21 protein-coding genes and 1 pseudogene are annotated in these 20243 nt (G+C 60.6%); 6 read left to right on the top strand and 16 right to left on the bottom strand.

Going from position 1 to position 20243, the window contains the following annotated elements:
- Positions 1–259: 259 nt before the first annotated feature.
- The 8 genes and pseudogenes from MUN84_RS02020 to MUN84_RS01985 all read right to left on the bottom strand — a co-directional run bounded on the left by MUN84_RS02020 (position 260) and on the right by MUN84_RS01985 (position 9919).
- Entirely contained in the window at positions 260–664 is a 405-nt protein-coding gene (locus MUN84_RS02020; RefSeq protein WP_244696426.1) for a RagB/SusD family nutrient uptake outer membrane protein, read from the bottom strand.
- The gene (locus MUN84_RS02015; RefSeq protein WP_244696425.1) at positions 637–1740 is read right to left on the bottom strand and encodes a RagB/SusD family nutrient uptake outer membrane protein; all 1104 of its coding nucleotides are present in this window, start codon (positions 1738–1740) and stop codon (positions 637–639) included. Before MUN84_RS02015 ends, MUN84_RS02020 begins: the two co-directional genes overlap by 28 nt.
- A gap of 90 nt (positions 1741–1830) precedes the next feature.
- The gene (locus MUN84_RS02010) at positions 1831–5247 is read right to left on the bottom strand and encodes a SusC/RagA family TonB-linked outer membrane protein (protein ID WP_244696424.1); all 3417 of its coding nucleotides are present in this window, start codon (positions 5245–5247) and stop codon (positions 1831–1833) included.
- A gap of 63 nt (positions 5248–5310) precedes the next feature.
- Positions 5311–6270 carry a FecR family protein gene (locus tag MUN84_RS02005; protein ID WP_244696423.1) on the bottom strand — a complete coding sequence of 320 codons (960 nt, stop codon included), beginning with the start codon at positions 6268–6270 and terminating at the stop codon, positions 5311–5313.
- Positions 6271–6547: 277 nt separating this feature from the next.
- A complete protein-coding gene (locus MUN84_RS02000; RefSeq protein WP_244696422.1) occupies positions 6548–7135 on the bottom strand; it encodes an RNA polymerase sigma-70 factor in 588 nt (195 codons plus the stop codon).
- 245 nt (positions 7136–7380) lie between these two features.
- Complete coding sequence (locus tag MUN84_RS01995; RefSeq protein WP_244696421.1) at positions 7381–8001, bottom strand: DbpA RNA binding domain-containing protein; 621 nt, start codon at positions 7999–8001, stop codon at positions 7381–7383.
- Positions 7962–8659 (bottom strand): annotated as a pseudogene (locus MUN84_RS01990) (DEAD/DEAH box helicase). Before MUN84_RS01990 ends, MUN84_RS01995 begins: the two are co-directional and overlap by 40 nt.
- Before the next feature lie 435 nt (positions 8660–9094).
- Positions 9095–9919, bottom strand: coding sequence for a YihY/virulence factor BrkB family protein (locus tag MUN84_RS01985; protein ID WP_244696420.1), 825 nt, complete (start codon positions 9917–9919; stop codon positions 9095–9097).
- A 109-nt stretch (positions 9920–10028) separates the two neighbouring features.
- Here MUN84_RS01985 and MUN84_RS01980 point away from each other — a divergent pair, with 109 nt between their 5' ends.
- Complete coding sequence (locus MUN84_RS01980; RefSeq protein ID WP_244696419.1) at positions 10029–10550, top strand: DUF2062 domain-containing protein; 522 nt, start codon at positions 10029–10031, stop codon at positions 10548–10550.
- Between the two features lie 287 nt (positions 10551–10837).
- Here MUN84_RS01980 and MUN84_RS01975 read toward each other — a convergent pair whose 3' ends face one another.
- From MUN84_RS01975 to MUN84_RS01950, 6 genes are all read right to left on the bottom strand, one after another.
- Entirely contained in the window at positions 10838–11845 is a 1008-nt protein-coding gene (locus MUN84_RS01975; RefSeq protein WP_244696418.1) for an enhanced serine sensitivity protein SseB, read from the bottom strand.
- A 224-nt stretch (positions 11846–12069) separates the two neighbouring features.
- Complete coding sequence (locus MUN84_RS01970; protein ID WP_244696417.1) at positions 12070–12504, bottom strand: c-type cytochrome; 435 nt, start codon at positions 12502–12504, stop codon at positions 12070–12072.
- On the bottom strand, positions 12501–12695 hold the full coding sequence (locus MUN84_RS01965) for a hypothetical protein (RefSeq protein WP_244696416.1): 195 nt from the start codon (positions 12693–12695) through the stop codon (positions 12501–12503). The genes MUN84_RS01970 and MUN84_RS01965 overlap by 4 nt, the downstream gene beginning before the upstream one ends.
- Positions 12677–13192 carry an SCO family protein gene (locus MUN84_RS01960; protein WP_244696415.1) on the bottom strand — a complete coding sequence of 172 codons (516 nt, stop codon included), beginning with the start codon at positions 13190–13192 and terminating at the stop codon, positions 12677–12679. The genes MUN84_RS01965 and MUN84_RS01960 overlap by 19 nt, the downstream gene beginning before the upstream one ends.
- A complete protein-coding gene (locus MUN84_RS01955; RefSeq protein ID WP_244696414.1) occupies positions 13189–13602 on the bottom strand; it encodes a hypothetical protein in 414 nt (137 codons plus the stop codon). Before MUN84_RS01955 ends, MUN84_RS01960 begins: the two co-directional genes overlap by 4 nt.
- A gap of 91 nt (positions 13603–13693) precedes the next feature.
- A complete protein-coding gene (locus MUN84_RS01950) occupies positions 13694–14182 on the bottom strand; it encodes a DUF4112 domain-containing protein (RefSeq protein ID WP_244696413.1) in 489 nt (162 codons plus the stop codon).
- Positions 14183–14341: 159 nt separating this feature from the next.
- Here MUN84_RS01950 and MUN84_RS01945 point away from each other — a divergent pair, with 159 nt between their 5' ends.
- From MUN84_RS01945 to MUN84_RS01930, 4 genes are all read left to right on the top strand, one after another.
- Entirely contained in the window at positions 14342–15331 is a 990-nt protein-coding gene (locus MUN84_RS01945; RefSeq protein ID WP_244696412.1) for an aldo/keto reductase, read from the top strand.
- Between the two features lie 180 nt (positions 15332–15511).
- Positions 15512–15763 (top strand): response regulator transcription factor, encoded by a 252-nt coding sequence (locus MUN84_RS01940; protein WP_244696411.1) that lies wholly within the window; start codon positions 15512–15514, stop codon positions 15761–15763.
- A complete protein-coding gene (locus MUN84_RS01935) occupies positions 15748–16161 on the top strand; it encodes a LuxR C-terminal-related transcriptional regulator (RefSeq protein ID WP_244696410.1) in 414 nt (137 codons plus the stop codon). The genes MUN84_RS01940 and MUN84_RS01935 overlap by 16 nt, the downstream gene beginning before the upstream one ends.
- A 153-nt stretch (positions 16162–16314) precedes the next feature.
- A complete protein-coding gene (locus tag MUN84_RS01930; protein WP_244696409.1) occupies positions 16315–16686 on the top strand; it encodes a hypothetical protein in 372 nt (123 codons plus the stop codon).
- 58 nt (positions 16687–16744) lie between these two features.
- On the opposite strand, the gene MUN84_RS01925 is transcribed toward MUN84_RS01930, so the two are convergent.
- Positions 16745–18196: a DNA integrity scanning protein DisA nucleotide-binding domain protein gene (locus MUN84_RS01925; RefSeq protein ID WP_244696408.1), complete on the bottom strand. Its 1452-nt coding sequence runs from the start codon at positions 18194–18196 to the stop codon at positions 16745–16747.
- Positions 18197–18408: 212 nt separating this feature from the next.
- Here MUN84_RS01925 and MUN84_RS01920 point away from each other — a divergent pair, with 212 nt between their 5' ends.
- Positions 18409–18669 carry a hypothetical protein gene (locus tag MUN84_RS01920; protein ID WP_244696407.1) on the top strand — a complete coding sequence of 87 codons (261 nt, stop codon included), beginning with the start codon at positions 18409–18411 and terminating at the stop codon, positions 18667–18669.
- Positions 18670–18835: 166 nt separating this feature from the next.
- Here the strand turns inward: MUN84_RS01920 and MUN84_RS01915 are convergent, their stop codons facing one another.
- Positions 18836–20086: an NAD(P)/FAD-dependent oxidoreductase gene (locus tag MUN84_RS01915; protein ID WP_244696406.1), complete on the bottom strand. Its 1251-nt coding sequence runs from the start codon at positions 20084–20086 to the stop codon at positions 18836–18838.
- Positions 20087–20243 lie beyond the last annotated feature (157 nt).

The raw sequence follows: 20243 nt of genomic DNA, 5'->3' as shown, positions 1-20243 counted from the left end.
GGGGTAATAAACCAAATATATTAGCTCGTTAGCGGAGAAAACAAACGCGCGAAACCTCGTTTTCGCCGCTGTTTGCTGGCTTTATACACCTACTGCACACGTGCCGGTCGGCTTTTTCGGGGTGTTGTTGCTATGGGAGACTTAACCCGTTGTAGGCCTCTACAGATAAGAAACAACGAAAAAAGGGTGGGTTATCCGTCTGGTTCCGGATAAGGCCAGCCCAACGTTTTGGCTTTGCTGGACTGGCCTTTGCGACGGATTAATACCCCGGATTCTGCTGCACGTTCAGGTTGGTGTTCAACTCGTCCAGCGGAATAGGGAATAGCAGGTAGTTAACGTCGGCGGTGGCCGTTTTGCGTTGCGCCTTAATAACGTCCAAGGCCGTTACGGCGTGGTCGGCCGAGGGGTCAGCCTGCTCGTGGCGGGCATAGCGCAGCAAGTCAAACCACCGCTCCCCTTCGAAGGCTAGCTCCAGACGGCGCTGTCGGTCAATCTCCGTGCGCAAGGCCTGCTTGCCGGCGGCTTGCGGCGAAGCGCTGGTCAACTCAGCCAGGCCAGCCCGCTGCCGGATCAGGTTGAGCTTGGCTATGGCGTCGGCGGTAGGGCCCGACAACTCGTTGGTTGCCTCGGCATACATTAGCACGACATCAGCGTAGCGCAACACGTACGTGTTGTCGGGGAGTTGAAGCCGTTGGGGTTGCCCGGCCATTTGTAGACGAAGGGGCCGTCGTCGTTGCCTGTGCCGCGGCCGCCGTCAACGTAGCTGGCGTGGTCACGGCCGGCGTTGGTTACGCCCTGGAAACTCCAGCGTTTGTCGCTCAACGTATCCACCACAAAGGTTAGGTCCGTCGGCTGGGCGCTGGCCTGGGGCCGGTACAGCGTTGGGATGCTGAACTTAGGGAATGAGTACGTGGCGGGCGGGCTGGGTAGCAGCAGGTCAGGCAGGATATTGCCCCCGTCGTTGCTACCTGCAAACTGCACCTCAAAGATGGATTCCGACTTGTTATCGGCCGGGAACAGCGTTTTGAAGCTAGTTGCCAGGGCCCCGCCGCTCAGCACCTTCCCTGCCGCGGCCTGGGCCGGAGCCCACTGGCGCTGGGTCAAGTATACGCGGGCCAGAAGTGCATTGACAGCGTTTTGCGTAACCCGAGTTGCATTGGAGGCAGCTACCAGGGGCTCGGCCGTGGTTAGGTCTTGAATAACCTGGGCGTACACCGCTTCGACAGTAGCGCGGGACAGATTCAGCACTTCCGTCGTTCCCGTTTCCGTGGGCTCCAGGCGCAGGGGCACGCCGCCGTACAGTTTCACTAGGTTAAAGAAGTGCAGGGCACGCAAGAAGCGGGCTTCGCCCAGAATCTGGTTTTTGCGGGCCTCGGGCATGTCGATAGCCGGCACGTACTTCAGAATGGAGTTAGCGCGGTTGATACCGATGTAGGAGTCGCGGTAAATGCTTCTTACCTGGCCCGTGGTAGAGTTCCAGGTAATGTTTTCCAGCGCGGCAACGTCGCCGTTGGCACTGGTGCAGTTGTCGGAAGGCATCTCGCCCACCACAATCATGTCCTGACCGTAGAGGCCGGTGCCCTGCAGGGCGTCGTAGGCGGCCGTCAGGCCTGCCTCGGCGTCATCGGCCGAGGTAAAGAAGTTTTCCGGCGTAATGCTCGGCAGCGGATTTTTGTCCAGTACGTCGCAACCCGTGGAGAGCAGCGTCAGGGCGAGAATAGGGATGAATATCTTTTTCATTGGGAATTTCAAGAAAAGCTGGAAGAAAACCGAGAACGCCGGGCCGCGAAGCCGTTTGCCGCCACATCAGCAGCAAACGGCTGGCAGCGGTTAGAAAGTGGCGTTCAAGCCCACAGTGTAAGTGCGCGCCTGCGGGTACACACCGAAGTCGCGGCCAAAGCCCGTATTCGACTGCGGGTCGGAGCTGACTTCGGGGTCGTAGCCGGAGTAGTCAGTCCAGGTAATCAGGTTCTGGCCGGTCACGTACACGCGTAGGTTGCTAATAGCGGCCTTGCGGGTCAGGGTCGAGGGGAGGTTGTAGGCCAGCGTCAGGTTTTTCAGGCGCACGTAGGAGCCATCCTCAATAAAGCGGTCCGACATGCGGCGGTTGTTGTTCGGGTCGTTGCGCACGGCCCGGGGCACGTCGGTATTGGTATTAGTTGGGGTCCAGCGGTTCAGAATCCGGGTACTCTGGTTGAGCGGATCCGCCATGCCCTCCAGCGTCTCGCGGTTCTGGTTGTAGATGTCGTTGCCGAAGCTACCCTGGAAAAACACGCTCAACTCCAGACCTTTGTAGCCAAAGTTGTTCGTGACGCCTGCAATGGCCTTAGGGTTAGGGTTACCGATAACCGTACGGTCCTTGTCGTTGATGATGCCGTCGTTGTTTAGGTCGCGGAACCGAATGTCGCCGGGGGCGGCGTTGTCCTGCTTGGCAGCGGAGCTAATCTCATCCTGGTTCTGGAAAATGCCCTGCACTTGCCAGCCGTAGAACACCCCTAGGGGCTGACCTACCAGTGTGAAACCGTTGCCGCTCGGCAGGCGGCGGTCTTCTACTTCGCCCTGCTCGTTACGAATGGTACCCAAATCGAGCACCTTGTTGCGGTTAATGGTAAAGTTGAAGTTAGTAGTCCAGGAGAAGCCCCCGTTGGCGCCCTGCAGGTTAGTCGAGTTCAGGCCAAACTCAAAGCCCTTGTTTTCTATCTTGCCTACATTCTGAATGATGCTCAGATCTTGGGCCCCAGTGCTGAGCGGAATACTCACCAGCGTGAGTAGGTCGCTAGTTTTCTTCAGGTAGCCATCCAGGGTCAGGGTCAGCCGGTCGCTGAACAGACCCAGGTCAATGCCCGCGTCGTATTGGGTGGTGCTTTCCCACTTTACATCGTTGTTGCCGATGTTGGTGGGGGCAATGCCACCCAGGATGCTACCCCCGTTCTGATAGTTGAAGCCCGTGCCGTAGCGCGAGAAGCGCTGATAGGTGTAAAACTCTTGGTTACCGGTGGCACCAATGCTACCGCGTAGCTTCAGCTCGGAAACGGCCGTGTTCTGCGGGAAGAAAGCCTCTTTCGACACGCGCCAGCCCAAACCCAAAGCCGGGAAATATCCAAACTTGTTGCCCTCGCGGAACTTGCTGCTGCCATCGGCGCGCATGCTCAGCGTGGCCAGGTAGCGCTCATCGTAGTTGTAGATGGCCCGGCCGAAGAAGCTCATCAGACCCCACTGGTCCTGGTAGCTGCTGGGCTTATCGAACTGCGACACCGCTGAGAGATAGGGCACCGAGTTGGCAGGGTAGCCCTTGCCGCTCGCCGACGAAGTAAAACGGTCTGACTCCTGCACCGACTGGCCCGCCAGTAAGGTCAGGTTGTGCCGGTCGCCGAGGTTGGGGTTGTAGGTCAGGGTGTTTTCCAGCAGCCAGATAACCTGCTGGTTGAGCGAGGTAGCCCCGCTGCCGCGCGTGGCCGGGTCGGCGTTGGAGGTGCCGGGGTAGTCGCGGGTAATGAACTGGTTTTCGTTCTGTGTGCGGAAGTCCAGGCCTAGGGAGCTGCGCAGGGTCAGGTTCTTGAGAATGTCCAGCTCGCCATAGGCGTTACCAATAGCTTGGTAGATAACAGCCTTGTTATTCGTTTCCAACAAGTTGCCCACCGGGTTGTCGAAGGCTTGGAAGGGGTTGGTGCCGTAGCGGCCATCGGCCGTACGTACCGGAATGGTCGGAATCTGGGCCAGCGCGCCCAGCACCGTGCCGGAGTTGCCGATGCCTAGCTCGGATCGCACCGAGCCGTTGGTGAAGGTGCGGCTCAGGTTCAGGTTAGTGCCCATCCGGAACCGCTGACCCAGCTTCTGATCCACGTTGATCTTGAAGTTGTAGCGGTCAAAGCCCGAGTTCAGGCTGATGCCATCCTGCTTGAAATAGCCGCCCGAAACGTAGTAGCGCGTCTGCTCCGTGGCCCCGCTGATGTTGAGCTGGTAGCTCTGAATGCCAGCCGGCCGGTAGATTTCCTCCTGCCAGTCGGTAGCAGTAGGCAGGTTGTTGAGGTCAGTGAAGGCCGCGGGTCTGCCGGCGTTGACCAAGGCTTCGTTGTAGTACTCGGCAAACTGGCGGGAGTTGAGCACGTCCAGCTTCTTGCGCAGCCGCTGCTGCCCGTAGTATACGCTCAGGCCCACCTGGGGCTTGCCCAGCTTGCCCTTCTTGGTGGTAATTACGACTACCCCGTTGGAAGCGCGCAGGCCATAAATGGCGGCGGCGGCGCCGTCCTTGAGCACGTCGATGCTCTCGATATCCTGAGGGTTCAGGGCGTTCAGGGGGTTGGGGCGCTGCCCGCCCACGGCCAGTTCCTGCTCATAGGTGGGCAGAATGGGTACCCCGTCGATTACGTATAGCGGGGAGCCCGTCAGGCTAATGGAGCTGTTGCCGCGAATCCGTACGTTAATACCCGCGCCAGGAGCGCCGGAAGGGCTGGTAACCTGCACCCCGGGCGCCTTGCCCTGCAAAGCTTGGTCGAAGCCGGCCACCGGCTGGCGGGTCAGCTCCTCAGCGCTTACCGAGGTGACGGAGGTGGTCAATTCCTGGCGACTCTGTGTGCCGTAGCCCACTACCACAACCTCGTCGAGGGCCTTGGCATCGGTGCTCAGGCTGATGTTCAGGGCCGGGTTAGCGCCCGTCACGGGTACCTCGCGGCTCAGGAAGCCGATGGAGCTGAATACCAGCGTGCTGCCCTCCGGCACGTTCAGCGAAAAGCTGCCGTCGGAACTAGTGGAAGTACCGATGCTGGTGCCTTTCACTACCACCGTTACACCCGGCAGCCCTTCACCGTTGGACTGTGTTACCCGCCCCGAAACCGGCACGTCGGCCTGAACTGTTTTGCCCGCTGCCGTGGTAACCGGACCAGCGGTGGGGGCCACTACCACGTAATAGTCGGAGCGCAGCTTTTTAAACGTCAGCTCCGCCTGGGGCAGCACTTCCGTAAGCTTTTCTTCCAGGGGCGAGGCCACCTCGGGGCGGGCGGTTACTCGCTTGTTACGCACCAAGTTGCTTTCGTAGAAGATGGTTACGCCGTACTGTGATTCCCAGCGGCCCAGCAGGTCCTTGAGCAGCACTGTTTCGGCGGGTGTCTCCGTCCGTTGCGTAGGCAAGTGGTTTGAGGCCAGAAGTTGAGCGGAGGCCGTGGCCCCCGGAGCGGGTAGCAGCAATGCACAGGCCGAAAGGGCCGTAGACGCCAGGCTGCCACCTAAACGGGTAGGGGTGTGGTTCATTGTGGGAACGGTGGGAAATGGAAATGAATGAGCCGTGGCTCCGGACACTAGAGGGGAGTCCGGCTACGGGGCAATTAAGTCAGAGAAAATCAGGCGGTTTTGCTGGCGCTCGGCCTTCAGGTGGAAGGTTTCTTCCAGGGCCTTGAGTAGCAGTTCCAGGTCCTGCACGGGCACCGTGCCGGTCATGCGGCGGGTGCGGAGCGCCGGGGTGGCTACCTCTACGTCCAAACCGTAGGTGTCATGCAGGCGGGTAGCTAGCTCGCTCATAGACGTGTTGTCGAGCACCAGCTTTTCGTCTTTCCAGCTGGCGTAGGCATCCGTATGCACGGGCTTGTGTACCAGGGCGCGGGGTTGGTCGTCCTGGGTTTGCACCAGTTCGCCGGGCTTCATGAGCAGGTCGGCACGAGTGCTGTCCTCGAAGTCTACGCGCACCTTGCCCGAGAGCAGCACTACCCGCGCCTCCTGACGGCGACGGAATACGGTAAACTGGGTGCCCAGTACTTCCACATTAAACCCGGCAGTAGTATGCACAATAAACCGTTGATTGCTAGGGGTATGGCGCACCGAGAAGAAGGCTTCGCCGTCCAGCCACACCTCCCGGGGCTGCCCGGCCGCCGGATTCGGAGCATAGCGGAGCCGGGAGTTGCCGTTGAGCGTAACAGTGGAACCGTCGGGTAGGTGCAGGGTGCGGGTTTGGCCGAAGGTGGTAGCGTAGCTCTGCGGAGCCGGGCGTGCGTGTTGCTGCCACAAAATACTCCCTCCGGCGACCATGGCCACGGTAGCGGCGGCTGCGGCCCAGTATCGCCAGCGCCCGGGCCAGCCGCCAGCAGAGTCGTCCGCAATGTCAACCGGCTCCGCTACATCAAACCTTAGCCGCTGATGCAGGGTTAGGAGCAGAGCCTCATAATCTGGTTCGGGGTAGGCGGGAACCGCATGGGGGCTGGCATCGAAGGAGTGCCAATGCTCCTTCATCCAATGGCGGGCCAGCAGCTGGTTGCTGGGCTGGCCGAGCCAGGTACGCATGGCGGTAGCTTCGGCGGCCGTAGCGGTGCCGTTTATATACTGGAGAAAAGCGCTTTTATCAGGGTGGGCGGGCATGCAGAGCAGGACGGATGGAGTTCTAAAGTGTAATACACTCCAACTGGCCGCTACCCTGACTCACAACATGATTTTTTATGCAGATTTTGTAACCTTTTTCAAAAGCGCCTGATAATCTATTGCTTACAGCAAGTGTCTCTTGAAAAAAGTTTAAGTTGCCGGCAGGTAACGGCTCACTCACCCCAGTTTTTGGAGCCTTCAATTAAAGAAGTACCAGGAGCAGCGGAATTACTACCAGCGCCGTGCCGTGGGCCTGGAAGTACTGGCGCAGAAAGTGCAAGGCCTGAGCCATCTGGGTTTCCACAGTCTTCACCGAAATACCCAGCTCCTGCGCAATTTCAGCGTAGGAAAGCCCCTGCTGGCGACTCAGTGTAAAAATTCGGCGTCGCTTGGGCGGTAGTTTATCCAGAGCCGCTAGATACAGCATTTCCAGTTCGGCAAATGCTACGTCGGTATCAGTGCCCGGGGTGGAAGGGTAGCCGGCCAGCAGGGCGTAATCCTGGTAGGCGAGGTGGTAGCGGTTCTGGCGAAGCTGATTGAGAATGGCATGATGAGCCACCGTGAACAGGTAGCCTTTCAGCGGAACATCGTCGCGCAGCTCGTGGCGCCGCTCCCAGATCTTAAGAAAACAGTCCTGCACAATTTCCTCCGCCGCAGGACGGGCCTTGAGGTAGCTGTAAGCAAATCGATACACCCGGGCGCTGTACTGCTGAAACAGCGCATCGAAGGCCCGTTGGTCGTCGTGTCGCAGCCGCCGCAACCAAGCCAATTCCGAATCTGGGTGATCCACTTCCAACGAGGAACAGTCTTTTAAAATTTACCTTTGCCTGCTGGGCTGCCCAGCCAGTATGTGTCAAAGACACTTTTGGCCGCGGGCGTGTTGCGTTGCTGAAACGGGCTGCCCATAGCTGCTGGCAGCAATATATAAACAAGAAAGCAGCACTCAGAAAAGTTCGTCTTCCGAGTCGGAAGAAGCGTTTCTCAGGTGCTACTCTACTCATTGCCCGCCACGGGCGGCTCCCAGGCACGGCTCCGTTATTCTACTACGGACACCCGCACTTTCTTGCCTTTCACCTTAGCCCCGGCCAGGCGCTCGGCTACCTGCTGGCCCTGCTGGCGGGGCACGGCTACGTAGCTGTAGTAGTCAAATACTTCAATGTGGCCAACCTCCTCCCGCGACACGCCGCCTACGTTCACGAAGGCGCCTACTAAATCGTGGGCACTCACCTTGTCTTTTTTGCCGGCCGAAACGTGCAGGGTTACATTCTCGGGGCGCAGGGCCTTGGGTGCCGCTGGCGGCAGCTTCGGTGCGTGCATGGCCTTCCACTTGATGGAAGCGGCTACTGGCCACTTGTTTACGTGGGCTTGCTCCTTGTCGGTGGCCAGGATATGGGCCGTGCCCTCGGCGCCGGCGCGAGCCGTGCGGCCAGCCCGGTGCTGGAAGCCGTCGGCCTTGTCGGGGGCGTCGTACTGCACTACCGTGTCCAGCAACGTCACGTCGATGCCGCGAGCCGCCACGTCGGTAGCGACTAGCACTTGGCTCGAGCCGTTGCGCAACTTTAGCAAGGCCTTGTCGCGCTCCGGCTGGGGCATTTTGCCGTGGAGTACTTCGGCCGCTACCCGCGCCCCACCAAGAAGCGGGTCAGCTCCATGCACCGCTCCCGGGTGTTGCAGAACACCAGGGCGCGGCCCGTTTCAGGCTGGTGCAGCAAGTGGAGCAGGGCAGCGGGTTTCTTCTCCACCGTGCCCACGTGGCCGATGAGGGTTAGGTTTTCGGGCAGTTCGTCGGTGTCCTGGCCCGCATTTACCACCCGAGGACGCGTCAGGTTCTTCCGGATTAGGTCCAGCACCTTGTCCGACATTGTAGCCGAGAACAGCAAGGTTTGCCGGCGGCGGGGCAGGCGCTTAATAATCTCCACCAGCTCATCCTGAAAGCCCAGCTCCAACAGCTTGTCGGCCTCGTCCAGAATTAAGGTTTTGAGTTGGTTAGGAATAATGCTGCGGCGCTCAAAGTGGTCGAGCAGGCGGCCGGGGTGGCTACCACAATATGGGGTGCCTGGGTAAGGGAGGCCGTTTCCTCCCGAAAGGCGTGCCCCCCGTAAAAGGCCGCTACCCGCAAATTAGGCAGAAACTTACCCAGCTTCTTGAGGGCGTCGCGCACCTGCAGGGCCAGCTCGCGGGCGGGCACTAGCACAATCACCTGCACCGCATCTTGCTTTAAATCAAGGAGTTGCAGCACGGAAAGACCATAGGCCGCCGTTTTACCCGAGCCCGTGGGAGCCTGCCCGGCCACATCCTGCCCGGCCAGGGCCATGGGAACTACCTGCTCCTGCACGGGGGTAGGAGCCTGAAACTGAAGTTCTTCCAGGGCTTGTATTAGTTCGGGGGCAAGGCCCAGGTCGGCGAAGGACGGGGTAGTTGAAGTCATAAACGGGTATTTCGTCCTGCAAAGGTAGCGGATTGGAAATGGCGAGGCGGTGAGCTAGTGAGCTGGTGAACTGACGAGTAAAAACGTCTGTCATTCTGAGCGCAGCGAAGGACCTAGACGTGAACGAGCCGATGCAGGGATTATCCGTTCTCAGGTGACAAGATCCTTCGTTGCGCTCAGGATGACAGACGTTTTACTCGCCAGCTCACTTCTCCTCTACAATATCCACCAGCTTGTAGCGCACGGCGGATTTTTTGGGCCGGATGTCCATCCCCACGTAGTGGGCGTAGGCTTTGGTGAAGCAGGCGCCGAAGTAGAAAATCATGGCCGAGTAAAACATGAACAGCAGCACCAGCACAATGCTGGAAGCCGGTCCGTAAATGGGGCCCAAGTTGCGCGGAACCAGCAGGTAGCCCAGAGCGGTTTCGCCCAAGTCAATGAGCACGGCCGTGAGCAGGGCCCGCGCAGCACGGCCTGGGGCGGCACCTTGGCGCTGCTCAGATTGCGAAACGTAACGGCAAACCAAGCCGTCAGAATCAGCAGAGAGGCCAGTTGGTTGCCAATTTTAAACAGCACGAACCCAAAGGTCGCGTCGAAGTCGCGCACGTAGTCGGCCAGGAAAGCTAGGCCCGCGTCGACCAGAAAGGCCAGCATGGACAGTACGCCAGTGGCCAGCAGCAGCCCCAGGGAACGGGCCCGCTCTTTCAGCACCTTATGGAAACGGTCGGTGCGCCGGCTGGGCCGGATTTGCCAGAGCTGGTTCAGGGAGCTTTGGATAACGCCGAACAGGGTAGTGGCAATGAAGAGTAGGAAGCCAAACCCCAGCCAGGTTACCAGGCGGCTGCGCTCAATGTTGCTGACGTTTTGCAGAATTTGCTCCACCAGGCCGGCAGCCGAGTAGCCCAGCAAATTGGACAGCTTGGTGAGCAGCAGCACCCGCACCTGGGACGTGGAATACAGGGAACCCAGCACCTGAATCAGGATAATCAGGATGGGGGGTAGGGCGAAAGTGGTAAAAAACGCCGTGGCTGCGCCCAGCCGTAGCGGGTCGTTGGCCCCAAACTCCCGGGCTGCCCGCCGCAGCAGAATCAGGAAATCAAGCCAGAGGTTGCGCCGGCCGTGGCCAGACTCACGTACTTTTGTCATCGGAGGCGCGTAAATAACCGGCGACGCGCAGCCGGAACAGTGACGGGTTGCGAAGGTAACGCCCCGCTGCCGTATCAGCCAGCTCAGCCGCCGCTAACTTGTGTTACCCGTGAATCAGCCCTTGGTCCCGCCGCCTACCACCCCGCCCTCCGCGCCGCCGGCCCAGGGCTGGTTTCGGCGGCGCGTGGTGCAGCCGCTACTGGGCATTTTGCGCCAGGGCCTGACGCCCCGACAGCTGGCGCTAATGGCCACGCTAGGCACTGCGTTCGGGCTGGTACCCATGCTGGGCGTGACTACCTTGCTGGCCACGTTTGCGGCCGTGCGGCTGCGGCTCAACGTGGCGGCCATTCTGCTCATTGCTCACCTCTGGAGCCCGGTGCAGTTGCTGCTCATCATCCCGTTTATGAGCCGCGGAGCCAAACTCTGGGGAAGTCACGGCCCCGAGCTAACCCTGGCAAAGTTGCAATACCTATTTTCTCACGACTGGGTAGGGGCTCTGCAGCTGCTGTGGCACGCTATTTTGGGTGGCCTGGCCCTGTGGGCGGTAGCCTGCGTGGTACTAGGTCCGGTGCTATACTTTATCCTGCTACCCATTTTGCGCCGAACCATAAAGCCCGTTCCGGTTCCGTAGCAGGTGCTCACCCCGACCGAAAGAAATCAGGCTGAATGGACCTAAAAAAGGAACGTCATGCAGAGCGCAACGAAGCATCTGGTGTGGCGTCATTGAGGTAGTAACGCTGTCATCAGCAGGCAGAATGCTTCGGCGGCACCTCTGCATGATGATTGTCAAGTGAAAAGCGTCTTTAAAGCTTTCTGCTTCTGGGTTTGCCTAATAACTCCTAAAAGTCAGCCTCCCAATGGTGGGTAGCACCTGCTACGCATCATCGGGGAGGCTGACTTTTGGGGGCTCGTTGTGTGTTACGCGCGCTGGTAAACCGGCGTGGTAGTAAGCAGGTACTGAATCAGGGGCTCCTCTGAGTTGGGGTCAATCAGCATGAGGTCCACGAACTGAGCATCCCCAATTTTGCCTTGGATGACGGGGCCTAGGTCCTGCAGGAAGGCGGGGTCCTGCTGCTCCGTGTCGAAGGCTACCAGCAGGCGGGCTTCCTGGGGGTTGTGCTGCACGCGCATCTCCGTCAGGTACACGGTGCGGATGTGGGGCTGAGTGGCGCTATACTCGCGCAGGCCTTCCAGCAGCTCGGTGGGCTCGGGCTCCGGTTGGTGCAACGACACTTGCATGTCCTGCGGGTTCGGAGCCTCAAAAAGCTGGCCGCTGAGCAGGGCCTGCACCTCATCGGCGGCCAGCAGCTTGCCCACGGCCGAGAAGGGGTTCAGGGCACAGTCAGCTCCTTGCACCATGGTGAAGAAATCGTGGCCGCGCAGGCGCATGTAGGCTACGCTGCCTTCGGGTACGGCGCCGTTATCGAAAATACGTTCTACGGCCGTGAAAACGGCAATTTTGCCGTCGTGCAGGGCCTGCAGCTGAATTTCCATGCCCTCAGTGGGCGTGATTTCGCCGGGCTCCTGGCCTTCCTTACCCGCCATTACCACCACCACTTCCTCGCCCAGCAGGGCCTGGTAGAAGGGGCTACGGAACTGGGGCTCCACGGCAGCTTGCATTAGCAGCTGCTCCAGAATGTTGAGGGGCTGAAAGTCGGGTAGCTGGGGCGCTTCTTCCCCGAAAGCTCCGGGCAGCGGAATGGGCGGCGCCGGCGGAATATGGGGCATGGGCGGCGCGGCGGGAGCGGCCGGCATCTGGTAGTTAGAGCCTTTATAGCGCGGGCCGGCCGGCTTGTTCTGCTCGGTTGAGGCAGGCGTGGCGGGGCTATCCGCGCCGGGAGTAGCAGCGGCAGGGGAAGGGGTAGGAGCAGAAGCGGGCGCCGCAGCGTCCTCGGGTTTCTTTTTCAGGAAGTCAAACAGACCCATAACAAAACAGACAGATGAAGCTGCAAGCTAAGCAGGTTTGGGGAAGATGCACGCGTCAAAACGGGCGGTTTGTTGGCCCAAGCCGAAAATATTCTGGCGCGGTAACTGGGTCAGAACCCACCTGCTAGGCCTTGATTTGGCGGGTAGTGGCCCCGGCCATGCTGCGCCTGCCCCGCGCAATTGCGTGCTTGGCCGACAAAGAGTAGAGTTGAAAGCTGGGCGGGCTACTGCCCATCGGAGCCGTTGCAGCGGCCCAGCAGCTCCGAGGCTTCCCGAATGGTATAGGGCTGGTTGGTGTTGCCCCAGTTGGTTTGCAGGAAGTTGAGCAGGTTGGTAATCTGGGAGTCGGTCAGGTCCTCGTGGCCGGGCATCACTTGGTTGTAGGCAATACCGTTCACCGTGACAGGTCCTTTCATACCCTTGCGGATAATGCACGGCAGCTCGGCGCGGTGACGGGCAATGTAGTCCGTCTTGGCCACGGCCGGAATTAGTCGTTCCAAGCCCTGGCCCTGGTCGCCGTGGCAGCTGGCGCAGTGAGCGGCGTAGAGCTTGGCGCCCTCGTTCTGGCGCTCGGTAAAACAGCCGTTGAGGCCCAGCAGCAGCGTGGTGCTACCAGCCACTGCCAGCCCCGCCCGGCCGAAAAGCCTAGTCCAGCTCATCGGGTAGCTACTTTTTGCTCTTCCTGCTCCTCTTTTAGCAGTATCGGTAGCTCCTGAATCAGGCGGTCCACCTCCGACTTTTCCATGCCGTCGTACACGCCCCGGATGCGGCGCTTAGAGTCGATAAGGGCAAAGGCGCCGCTGTGCGCAAAGCCGCCGGCCACTTTCTTATCTACTTCGGCCGAGGCCATGTAGGCGTGGGCCAGGGCAAATACGGTGTCGTGGGGGCGGTGGCAAAGTGCCAGCGCGAGGCGTCCTTGATGCCTAGGCGCTCAGCGTAGTCACGCAGCACCGGAATCGAGTCGTGGGCCGGGTCGATGGTATGGCTCAGGAACAGCACGTTGGGGTTGCCTTCAAACTGCTTATACACGCGCAGCATTTCGCTCTGCATTTTGGGGCAGATGCTGGGGCAGGTCGCGAAAAAGAAATCCGTGATGTAGACCTTGCCGGCAAACGTTTGATTGGTAATGACTTTGCCTTCCTGATTGGTGAGCCGGAAAGTAGGCACCGGGTCGGGCAGAGTGTCGGCGGGAGTGCGGGGAGCGGCATGCTTGATACCGAAAACCGACAGGCGGTCTGACTCCTGGGCTTCGGGCGTGGTGGTGCAGGCTGGCAGGGCAACGCTGGCGCTGAAAAGCACGCCGGCTAGGAGTAATTGCCCCGCCGCGCGCAGAAAAGAGGTATTCATGGGGTAGGATGGTTAGCGGCCGGGGCCTGCAGCTGCAGGCGGGCCGAGTCGACACTCGTACGGAACAAGCGGCCGACCGAATCAATTCGTTGTTGCTGACCAGAATAATAAGTCAGGCGCCGCGCAACGGCTACCGTGTCCTGGGGGCGGCGGTAGTGGTGCATCCAGAACATCATGCCCGCTTCGGCAGCTAGCAGGGCCCGGCGCTGCCGGCCGGCAGCTGCAGTATCAGGAATGGAGGTTGTTTGCAGCTGTTGGCGCAAGGAGTAGAGCTGATCCATCTGGGCCATCAGCTCGTCGTGGCGGGCTAGTAGGGCCTTTTCAGCGTCTTCGGCCTGCTGTTCCTCGCTGTGCAGCGAGAGGCAGGCCGATACAACCAGCAGCAAAGGAGCTAATCGGAGCGTTTTCACGCCGCAAAGGTACAACCAGATTCATGCGCCCGGAATGCTGGCTTCCGCAATTGCTGGGGCATGTTGACTACCGGCTTACCCGGCCAGTCACTTACCAGTTCAACTGCTCCGCCCAGTGCCAGAGGGCGCTGCCCAGCGCCCAAGCTCCCCACACCAGCAGCCCGCCCACTACCAGTAGCACGAGCAGCACGCCCGCCAGCAGCCCTTTGCCGCTACCCTGGTACCGCCCCTCGGCGTAGTGGGCGCGCAGCAGGCGCACGTTCCGGTCGTTGGCTTTATAGGCGAAGTCAAAAATGTTGCCCAGCACCGGAATGGCCCCGATGACGGTGTCCAGCAGCACGTTTAGGGCCATCCGGATAACGAGGCTACCGCTGGCCCCGTGGCGCATCATGGTCAAAATCAGCACCCCTGAAATGGCCAGGGAAGGCAGGCCCCCAACCACCGGAATCAGGCCCATAATGGGGTCGAGGCCGAAGCGCCAGGTGGTGCCGGGCACCCGGAACTGGCTGTCGAGCAGGTAGGAAATGCGCTCTACCCAGCGCAGGCGGTCATCTTGATCGAAGGAGGTGGGAGTAGGCATCAGGCAGGAGCAGGGCCAGTGGGAAGTACTAGAGCGGCGGTAGTCATACGGCGGGAAGGCCGCCGGGGTGCCCGCCCGGCTAACATCCGGCGACAAATGCGGTTGTGGCTGCGTATAACCCTACCAAGCTGCCTGCTCACCTACCACACGTTCCTTCCTATGAAAACCCGCACTCTGGGCCGCGCCGGCCTGCACGTTTCTGCCTTGGGCCTTGGCTGCATGGGCATGTCCGACTTTTACGGGCAGCGCGACGACGCCGAAAGCCAGCGTACCATTCACCGCGCCCTCGACCTGGGCGTGACTTTCTTTGACACGGCCGACATGTACGGCCCCTTCCTGAATGAGGAGCTGCTGGGCCGGGCCCTGCAGGGCCGCCGGGCGGGCGTGGTAGTCGCCACCAAATTCGGGATTCAGCGCGACCCCACAGACCCGGCCAAACGCGGCATCAGTGGCCGCCCCGAGTACGTAAAAGCCGCCTGCGAAGCCAGCCTCAAGCGCCTAGGCACCGATTACATCGACCTGTACTACCAGCACCGCGTAGACCCCGCCACGCCCATTGAGGAAACCGTAGGGGCCATGGCGGAGCTAGTGCAAGAAGGAAAAGTGCGCTACCTGGGCCTCTCCGAAGCTGCCCCCGACACCCTGCGCCGGGCCCACCAAGTGCACCCCATTACGGCCATGCAAACGGAATACTCGCTTTGGAGCCGGGAGCCGGAGGACAACATTCTGCCTACCTGCCGGGAGTTGGGCATTGGCTTCGTGCCCTATTCGCCCCTGGGCCGCGGTTTCCTGACCGGCCAGATTCAGCGCTTCGAGGACCTAGCCGAGGACGACTACCGCCGGTTTACCCCGCGCTTTCAGGGCGAAAATTTTCAGAAAAACCTGGACTTGGTAGCCCGCATCAAAGAAATGGCGGCCGAGAAAAGCTGCACGCCGGGGCAGCTGGCGCTGGCGTGGGTGCTGGCCCAGGGCGAGGATATTGTGCCGATTCCGGGCACCAAGCGCGTGCCTTACCTGGAAGAAAACGTAGGCGCGGCTGACATTCTACTTTCCTTGGAAGATCTGTCCCGCATCAATCAGCTAGTTCCGCCGCACGTAGCGGCGGGGCAGCGCTACCCAGAGCAAATGATGCAATCAGTAAACGGCTGATGGCTGCGGCCGACCGTTCCGGCTGCGGCCCCACACCAGGGTAGCGGCAGCCGGAACAGTTGGCCGGGGCTTGCCACTAGCTGGGTCCGTAATCTGATTTCCTTTATATTGACAGAACTTCGGGCCAAGTTCCGCGCGCCAACTCACCTACCCCTACTGACACCTACGATACCACTAACAATGATCCGCATTGCACTGGCAGATGACCATGCCATTATCCGGGACGGAATTCGGGCATTACTGTCGGGCGAGGATGACCTGCAGGTGGTAGCAGAGGCCAGCAACGGCCGCCAGCTCCTGGCCCTGCTTCCTACTGTGACAGTAGATGTGGTGCTGCTCGATATCAACATGCCCGACATGGACGGGTACGAAACCCTGCAACGACTGCGCAACGACTACCCCAGGTGCACGTGCTCATGTTGTCCATGCTGAGCCACGAAGAGTACATTAACCGCATGCTGGAAGCCGGCGCCATGGGGTACGTGCTCAAAAATGTTGGGAAGGCGGAAATGCACTTTGCCATTCGCACGGTGGCGGAGGGGCGGCAGTTTTTGTGCACGGAGCTAGGAATTGAGTTGCTGCACAAGCTGTGTAGCCGGGGAGAGAAAGCTCCTGTGGAGGGCGAGAAAAAGGCTACCTGCACGTTGTCGCGGCGGGAAACGGAAGTGCTCCGACTAATCGGAGAGGGCTTTACTACCAGTGAAATAGCGGAAAAGCTGTTTACCAGCAAGCGCACCATTGAAACGCACCGCCAGAACATCATCGATAAAACGCAGGTGCGCAACACGGCGGCTCTCATCAAGTTTGCCGTAACTCAGGGGTTGTTATAACCACCCGGTAGGGGCGTAAAGCGTAGTGGAACTGCGAAAAATACGGAGGATAGAATCAGCATAAACCGTAGAAAAATAGAGTATTTGGGCGGAGAGGGGGAGGAGGCGGAAAATCTAGTTTTGAAAAGCCGCACTCCTCTTTCTTTCCAGTTAATGGCCTCCGACCAGTTTCTCATTTATAATGTATCCAGTAAAGGATGCGTAGGCCTACACCTGCGCGGGCAGATTGTTAGCGTTACCGATGCTGTTCGGCTGGAGCACGCCGTGGTGCAAGCCTTGCCGGCTGCCGGCGCCAAGCACATCTGGATTGACTGCCAGCAGCTGGGGCCGCTAACCTGCCAGGCCCAACGGGCCCTGTTGCGGGCTGACCGCCTAGCGTGGCAGGCGGGCATTACCCTGCATTGGTGCGACTTATCGTCGGCGGTGGTGGCCCAACTCAGGGAGAGTGGCCTGCACTTGCTGCTGCACCTGGTGGCGAGCAGCCCCTGCCTGTGCCCCAGCAACTTGCTGGAGGAGGTAGCATAGCTTTTAGCTCGGTAGCACCTCCCATACCTACTAGCTTTAGCCGCTAACTGCCTGCCGATCAGCGGCGCATGGGGGGCAGCAAGTCAATCCAGCCGTCCTCACTAACGACAACAACCAGTACGGGGTAGCGGCTGCTTTCCACGTAGCGGAGCGCCGAGTTGTAGCGCGAGCCGCGGGAAGAGTCGCCCTTTTCCGTGGCTAGCCCGTCCAGAATGACGCCAATGGCGTAGCAGGTGCCTGCCGGATCAATGAGCACGGCCCCGTCAATGTTGGTGACCAGGCGCAGAACCGAAGGCGTCATCAGGCGGGGCGACACCCGAAAGCACTGCCGCGTGAGGCGGGCCGCTTCCTGGGCTGCTCCCTCCGAAATCACCAGAATGGTGCCATTGGCCTGGGCGGTTGCCCTGAGAGTCAGCTCCCAGAGGTAGGCCGCGCCGGCCGCATCAACCCCAGGAAACACGCGCCGCAGGGCTACCCCAAAGTTGATTTCATCAACTGTGCCCTGGGGTAGGCGGGGCGTGTTCGACACAACTTTCATCATCACGTGCTCGTCGTGGCTAAGCTCCCAGCTGTAGTGCTTGGTAAAGTGCACCGTGAACAAGGGCTCATACTGCGGGTCGGTGGGCTCCACTAGGTAGCCCAGCCCGAACACGTCGGAGGCATCGGTGAGCAGGGCGTTGCGGTCCTCGCTCAGTTCCAGTAGCTTGCGCACCCGGCGGTAGTCGCGCAGCGGTATCGGCGACTCCAGGGTCATGATGGGTACTACGGAAGGGTGGTTACGCCGGGAAATCAGCATGGTGCCCACGCCTTCGTCGCCTTCGTGGCGCAGGGCCGCAATACCGTTGCAGGCATCATAGAGGCCGTGTGAGCCGGCCGCGGCCCGCAGCATAAACCGGCGACCGGCCGCGCGAAGCACTTCGTTATAGTCCCGGTCGAGTACGGGGCGGTCGTCGTCCGTGTCTGACTCGCGCAGGGCCCGGGAGGCATCCTGCAGAAACTCCAGCACGGTAGCGGCCAGCAGCGAGGCCGGCCGGGTAGGGCCCGCCGGGCCGGGCAAGGCGTAGTAGCTGGTGTATACCTCCGCCGAAAGCTGGAGCACCACAATCACAAGGTAGCCGCCCACGCTTACCGGCAAGGAGCAGAAGTTTACCCGGTCTTCCTCCCGCAGGCCTACTAAGTCGTTGAGGGAGTGTTCCGTGGCTCGCCGCAACAGCTCGTACCAGCGGTGCTTTTCAAACCGGTCGTGGTCCAAGGGGTGCAGGTGGTACACTACCTCCCGGGGGCCATCGGGCTCCAGGGCAGCAGCCCGGGCCTTGATGGCGGCAAAGTCGTGGGGGCGGTAGCGGTGCGAGGAGGGCTCCACGACAATAGCCTCCGGCTCAGAGGTTTCGCGCGCCGAGGCAATTCCTAACAGAAATACTTCTGGCTTAAGACTACGGTCGAGCAGATTAAAGATACCATCGGCCGAGAGCTGGGCCGAAACGCGGAACAGACTTTGGTTTTCCCACATAGGGAGGGCGAGGAGTGGGCGAAAGAAAGCGCAAAGGTGGAAGTACGAGAAATTCCGACGAAGGATGGACTCACTGGCCAAATACCGGCACATTTTCACAACTTTCTGGCCCCGCCGGTAGTTGCCTTACTGCCCGTAGTATCAGCCGGACTTGTCAGCCAGCGGAAAGCGGTGTATCTTCCAGAAGTTCCACGCCTTCGCCCCGCTGTGCTATGTTCGTAGATCTACTGATAGGCGGTATTTTCGCCATGTCGCTGCTGCCGCTCACTACCGGCTACTGTGCCTATAGCTATGGCCGGTCGTTCTGGCTGTGGTTTGCTTTGGGGGTCTTTCTACCCATTGTCTCCTACTTCATCCTGTTTGCCCTAATCCTGCGCCAGCAGCTCGACCACGGCCAGCGCCTGCTCACTGAGGCCAAAGCCATTCTGGCCGAAGCCGAAGAGGCCGAGCGGGTGCAGCGGGAAGAACGATAAAGCGGCGGAAGCAGCGTAGCAGATCTAGCTGCCCGCCCAAGCCACACGTAACAAACAAAACACAAGCCCTTCCCTCCGCGCTGGAGGGAAGGGCTTGTCACGTTTTCGGGGGCAGCACACTGGCCAGGCCAGCTGGCGTCGTCCGGCTTCCTTGCATACCACAATTTCATAAACTCACCGGGGCACCTAGCCACTGGGCCAGGCCGCGGGCTGCCCAGGCCCCGGTGCTAAAGCAACCCTGCAGCAGATAGCCACCCGTAGGCGCTTCCCAATCCAGCATTTCGCCGGCCACGAAGGTGCCGGGCCGGCGACGCAGCATCAGGTGCTCATCTACTTCGGGCCACGCCACGCCGCCCGCGGTGCTAATGGCCTCATCCAGGGGGCGCAAGCCGCTGACGGGGATGGGGAGGCTGGTGAGCAGCCGGGCCAGTTCGGAGGGTGCAACAGGCAGTTCTGGCGGGCCTACCTCCCGAAGTAAAGTTGGGATGGGGGGCTTGAGCTTCAGCGCGTCGGCCAGGAAAGACGCCAGGGACTTGCCCGGTCGCCGGCCCGCCAACTTGCTCAGGAGCTGGGCTGTGGGCAGCTCGGGTTTGAGGTTAAGCTGAAGGGTAGCCTGTCCGTCTGCTGCCAGCGCCGCCCGCAGGGCCGGCGTGAGGGCGTATACCGGCGTGCCTTCCAGGCCGTACTCCGTGAGCATGAGCTCCCCGCGCACCGTGTGATCGGCGCAGCGCAGGGCAATGTTCTTGAGCGGTTGCCGGCCCACCTTCTCCCGGAAAAAAGCCGACCATGCTACCTCCGCCCCGCAGTTGCTGGGCTCAAAGGGCACAGTTTGCACCCCAATTTCCTTGAAAGCGGCGGTCCAGCGGCCGTCGGAGCCGGTTTTGGTCCAGCTGGCTCCACCCAGGGCCAGCAGGGTAGCAGCTGGGTACACTACCGTTTCCTGGGCTGCGGCCTCATTGAGCACTCGCAGCCCCGTTTCTGCGGCAAAGCCCAACCAGCGGTGACGGGTTTTCAGCTCGACGCCGAGCGTGCGCAGATGCTCCAGCCAGGCGCGCAGCAGGTGGGCGGGCTTGTGCTCTTCCAGCGGAAACACCCGGCCACTGGTTCCCACAAAGGTGCCAATGCCCAGGCTGTGGGCCCAAGCCCGCAGCTCCGCGGCGGAAAAGTGCTGGAAGTAACGCGCAAATTCGGGCTGACGAGCGGCGTAGCGGGCCGCAAAGGGGGCGGCCGGCTCTCCGTTGGTGAGGTTGAAGCCACCGTGGCCGGCCACCAGAAACTTGCGCCCCATGGTAGCCTGGGCCTCGTACACCGTTACGCGGTGGCCGGCTTCAGCTAGGTGCTGGGCGGCCAGCAGCCCGGCCGGGCCCCCACCTACCACTGCCACCCACGTCGCCCCGGAATCAGAAGTACTAGCCATGCGGCAAAGGTAGAGCGCAACTTGCAGTAGACGGTTGCTACCCAAAACTCCGGCGGTGCGGCCGGACTGGTTTGGCCCGCGCCCTACCGCTCTACACCAAACTATCGGTTTATCGAAACGACTAAAGCAGCGGTATGCAGTTCTGGATTGCCGGGCA

Source organism: Hymenobacter sp. 5516J-16 (assembly GCF_022919335.1).
Lineage (GTDB): Bacteria > Bacteroidota > Bacteroidia > Cytophagales > Hymenobacteraceae > Hymenobacter > Hymenobacter sublimis.
This window is presented reverse-complemented; position numbering and strand designations above follow the sequence as displayed.

Bases quoted from the DNA above. Each gene is read 5' to 3' on its own strand.
- MUN84_RS02015 (WP_244696425.1), bottom strand. From the start codon at position 1,740: ATGAAAAAGATATTCATCCCTATTCTCGCCCTGACGCTGCTCTCCACG.
- MUN84_RS02010 (WP_244696424.1), bottom strand. From the start codon at position 5,247: ATGAACCACACCCCTACCCGTTTAGGTGGCAGCCTGGCGTCTACGGCC.
- MUN84_RS02005 (WP_244696423.1), bottom strand. From the start codon at position 6,270: ATGCGTACCTGGCTCGGCCAGCCCAGCAACCAGCTGCTGGCCCGCCAT.
- MUN84_RS01985 (WP_244696420.1), bottom strand. From the start codon at position 9,919: ATGACAAAAGTACGTGAGTCTGGCCACGGCCGGCGCAACCTCTGGCTT.
- MUN84_RS01975 (WP_244696418.1), bottom strand. From the start codon at position 11,845: ATGGGTCTGTTTGACTTCCTGAAAAAGAAACCCGAGGACGCTGCGGCG.
- MUN84_RS01970 (WP_244696417.1), bottom strand. From the start codon at position 12,504: ATGAGCTGGACTAGGCTTTTCGGCCGGGCGGGGCTGGCAGTGGCTGGT.
- MUN84_RS01965 (WP_244696416.1), bottom strand. From the start codon at position 12,695: ATGGCCTCGGCCGAAGTAGATAAGAAAGTGGCCGGCGGCTTTGCGCAC.
- MUN84_RS01960 (WP_244696415.1), bottom strand. From the start codon at position 13,192: ATGAATACCTCTTTTCTGCGCGCGGCGGGGCAATTACTCCTAGCCGGC.
- MUN84_RS01950 (WP_244696413.1), bottom strand. From the start codon at position 14,182: ATGCCTACTCCCACCTCCTTCGATCAAGATGACCGCCTGCGCTGGGTA.
- MUN84_RS01945 (WP_244696412.1), top strand. From the start codon at position 14,342: ATGAAAACCCGCACTCTGGGCCGCGCCGGCCTGCACGTTTCTGCCTTG.
- MUN84_RS01940 (WP_244696411.1), top strand. From the start codon at position 15,512: ATGATCCGCATTGCACTGGCAGATGACCATGCCATTATCCGGGACGGA.
- MUN84_RS01935 (WP_244696410.1), top strand. From the start codon at position 15,748: ATGTTGTCCATGCTGAGCCACGAAGAGTACATTAACCGCATGCTGGAA.
- MUN84_RS01930 (WP_244696409.1), top strand. From the start codon at position 16,315: ATGGCCTCCGACCAGTTTCTCATTTATAATGTATCCAGTAAAGGATGC.
- MUN84_RS01925 (WP_244696408.1), bottom strand. From the start codon at position 18,196: ATGTGGGAAAACCAAAGTCTGTTCCGCGTTTCGGCCCAGCTCTCGGCC.
- MUN84_RS01920 (WP_244696407.1), top strand. From the start codon at position 18,409: ATGTTCGTAGATCTACTGATAGGCGGTATTTTCGCCATGTCGCTGCTG.
- MUN84_RS01915 (WP_244696406.1), bottom strand. From the start codon at position 20,086: ATGGCTAGTACTTCTGATTCCGGGGCGACGTGGGTGGCAGTGGTAGGT.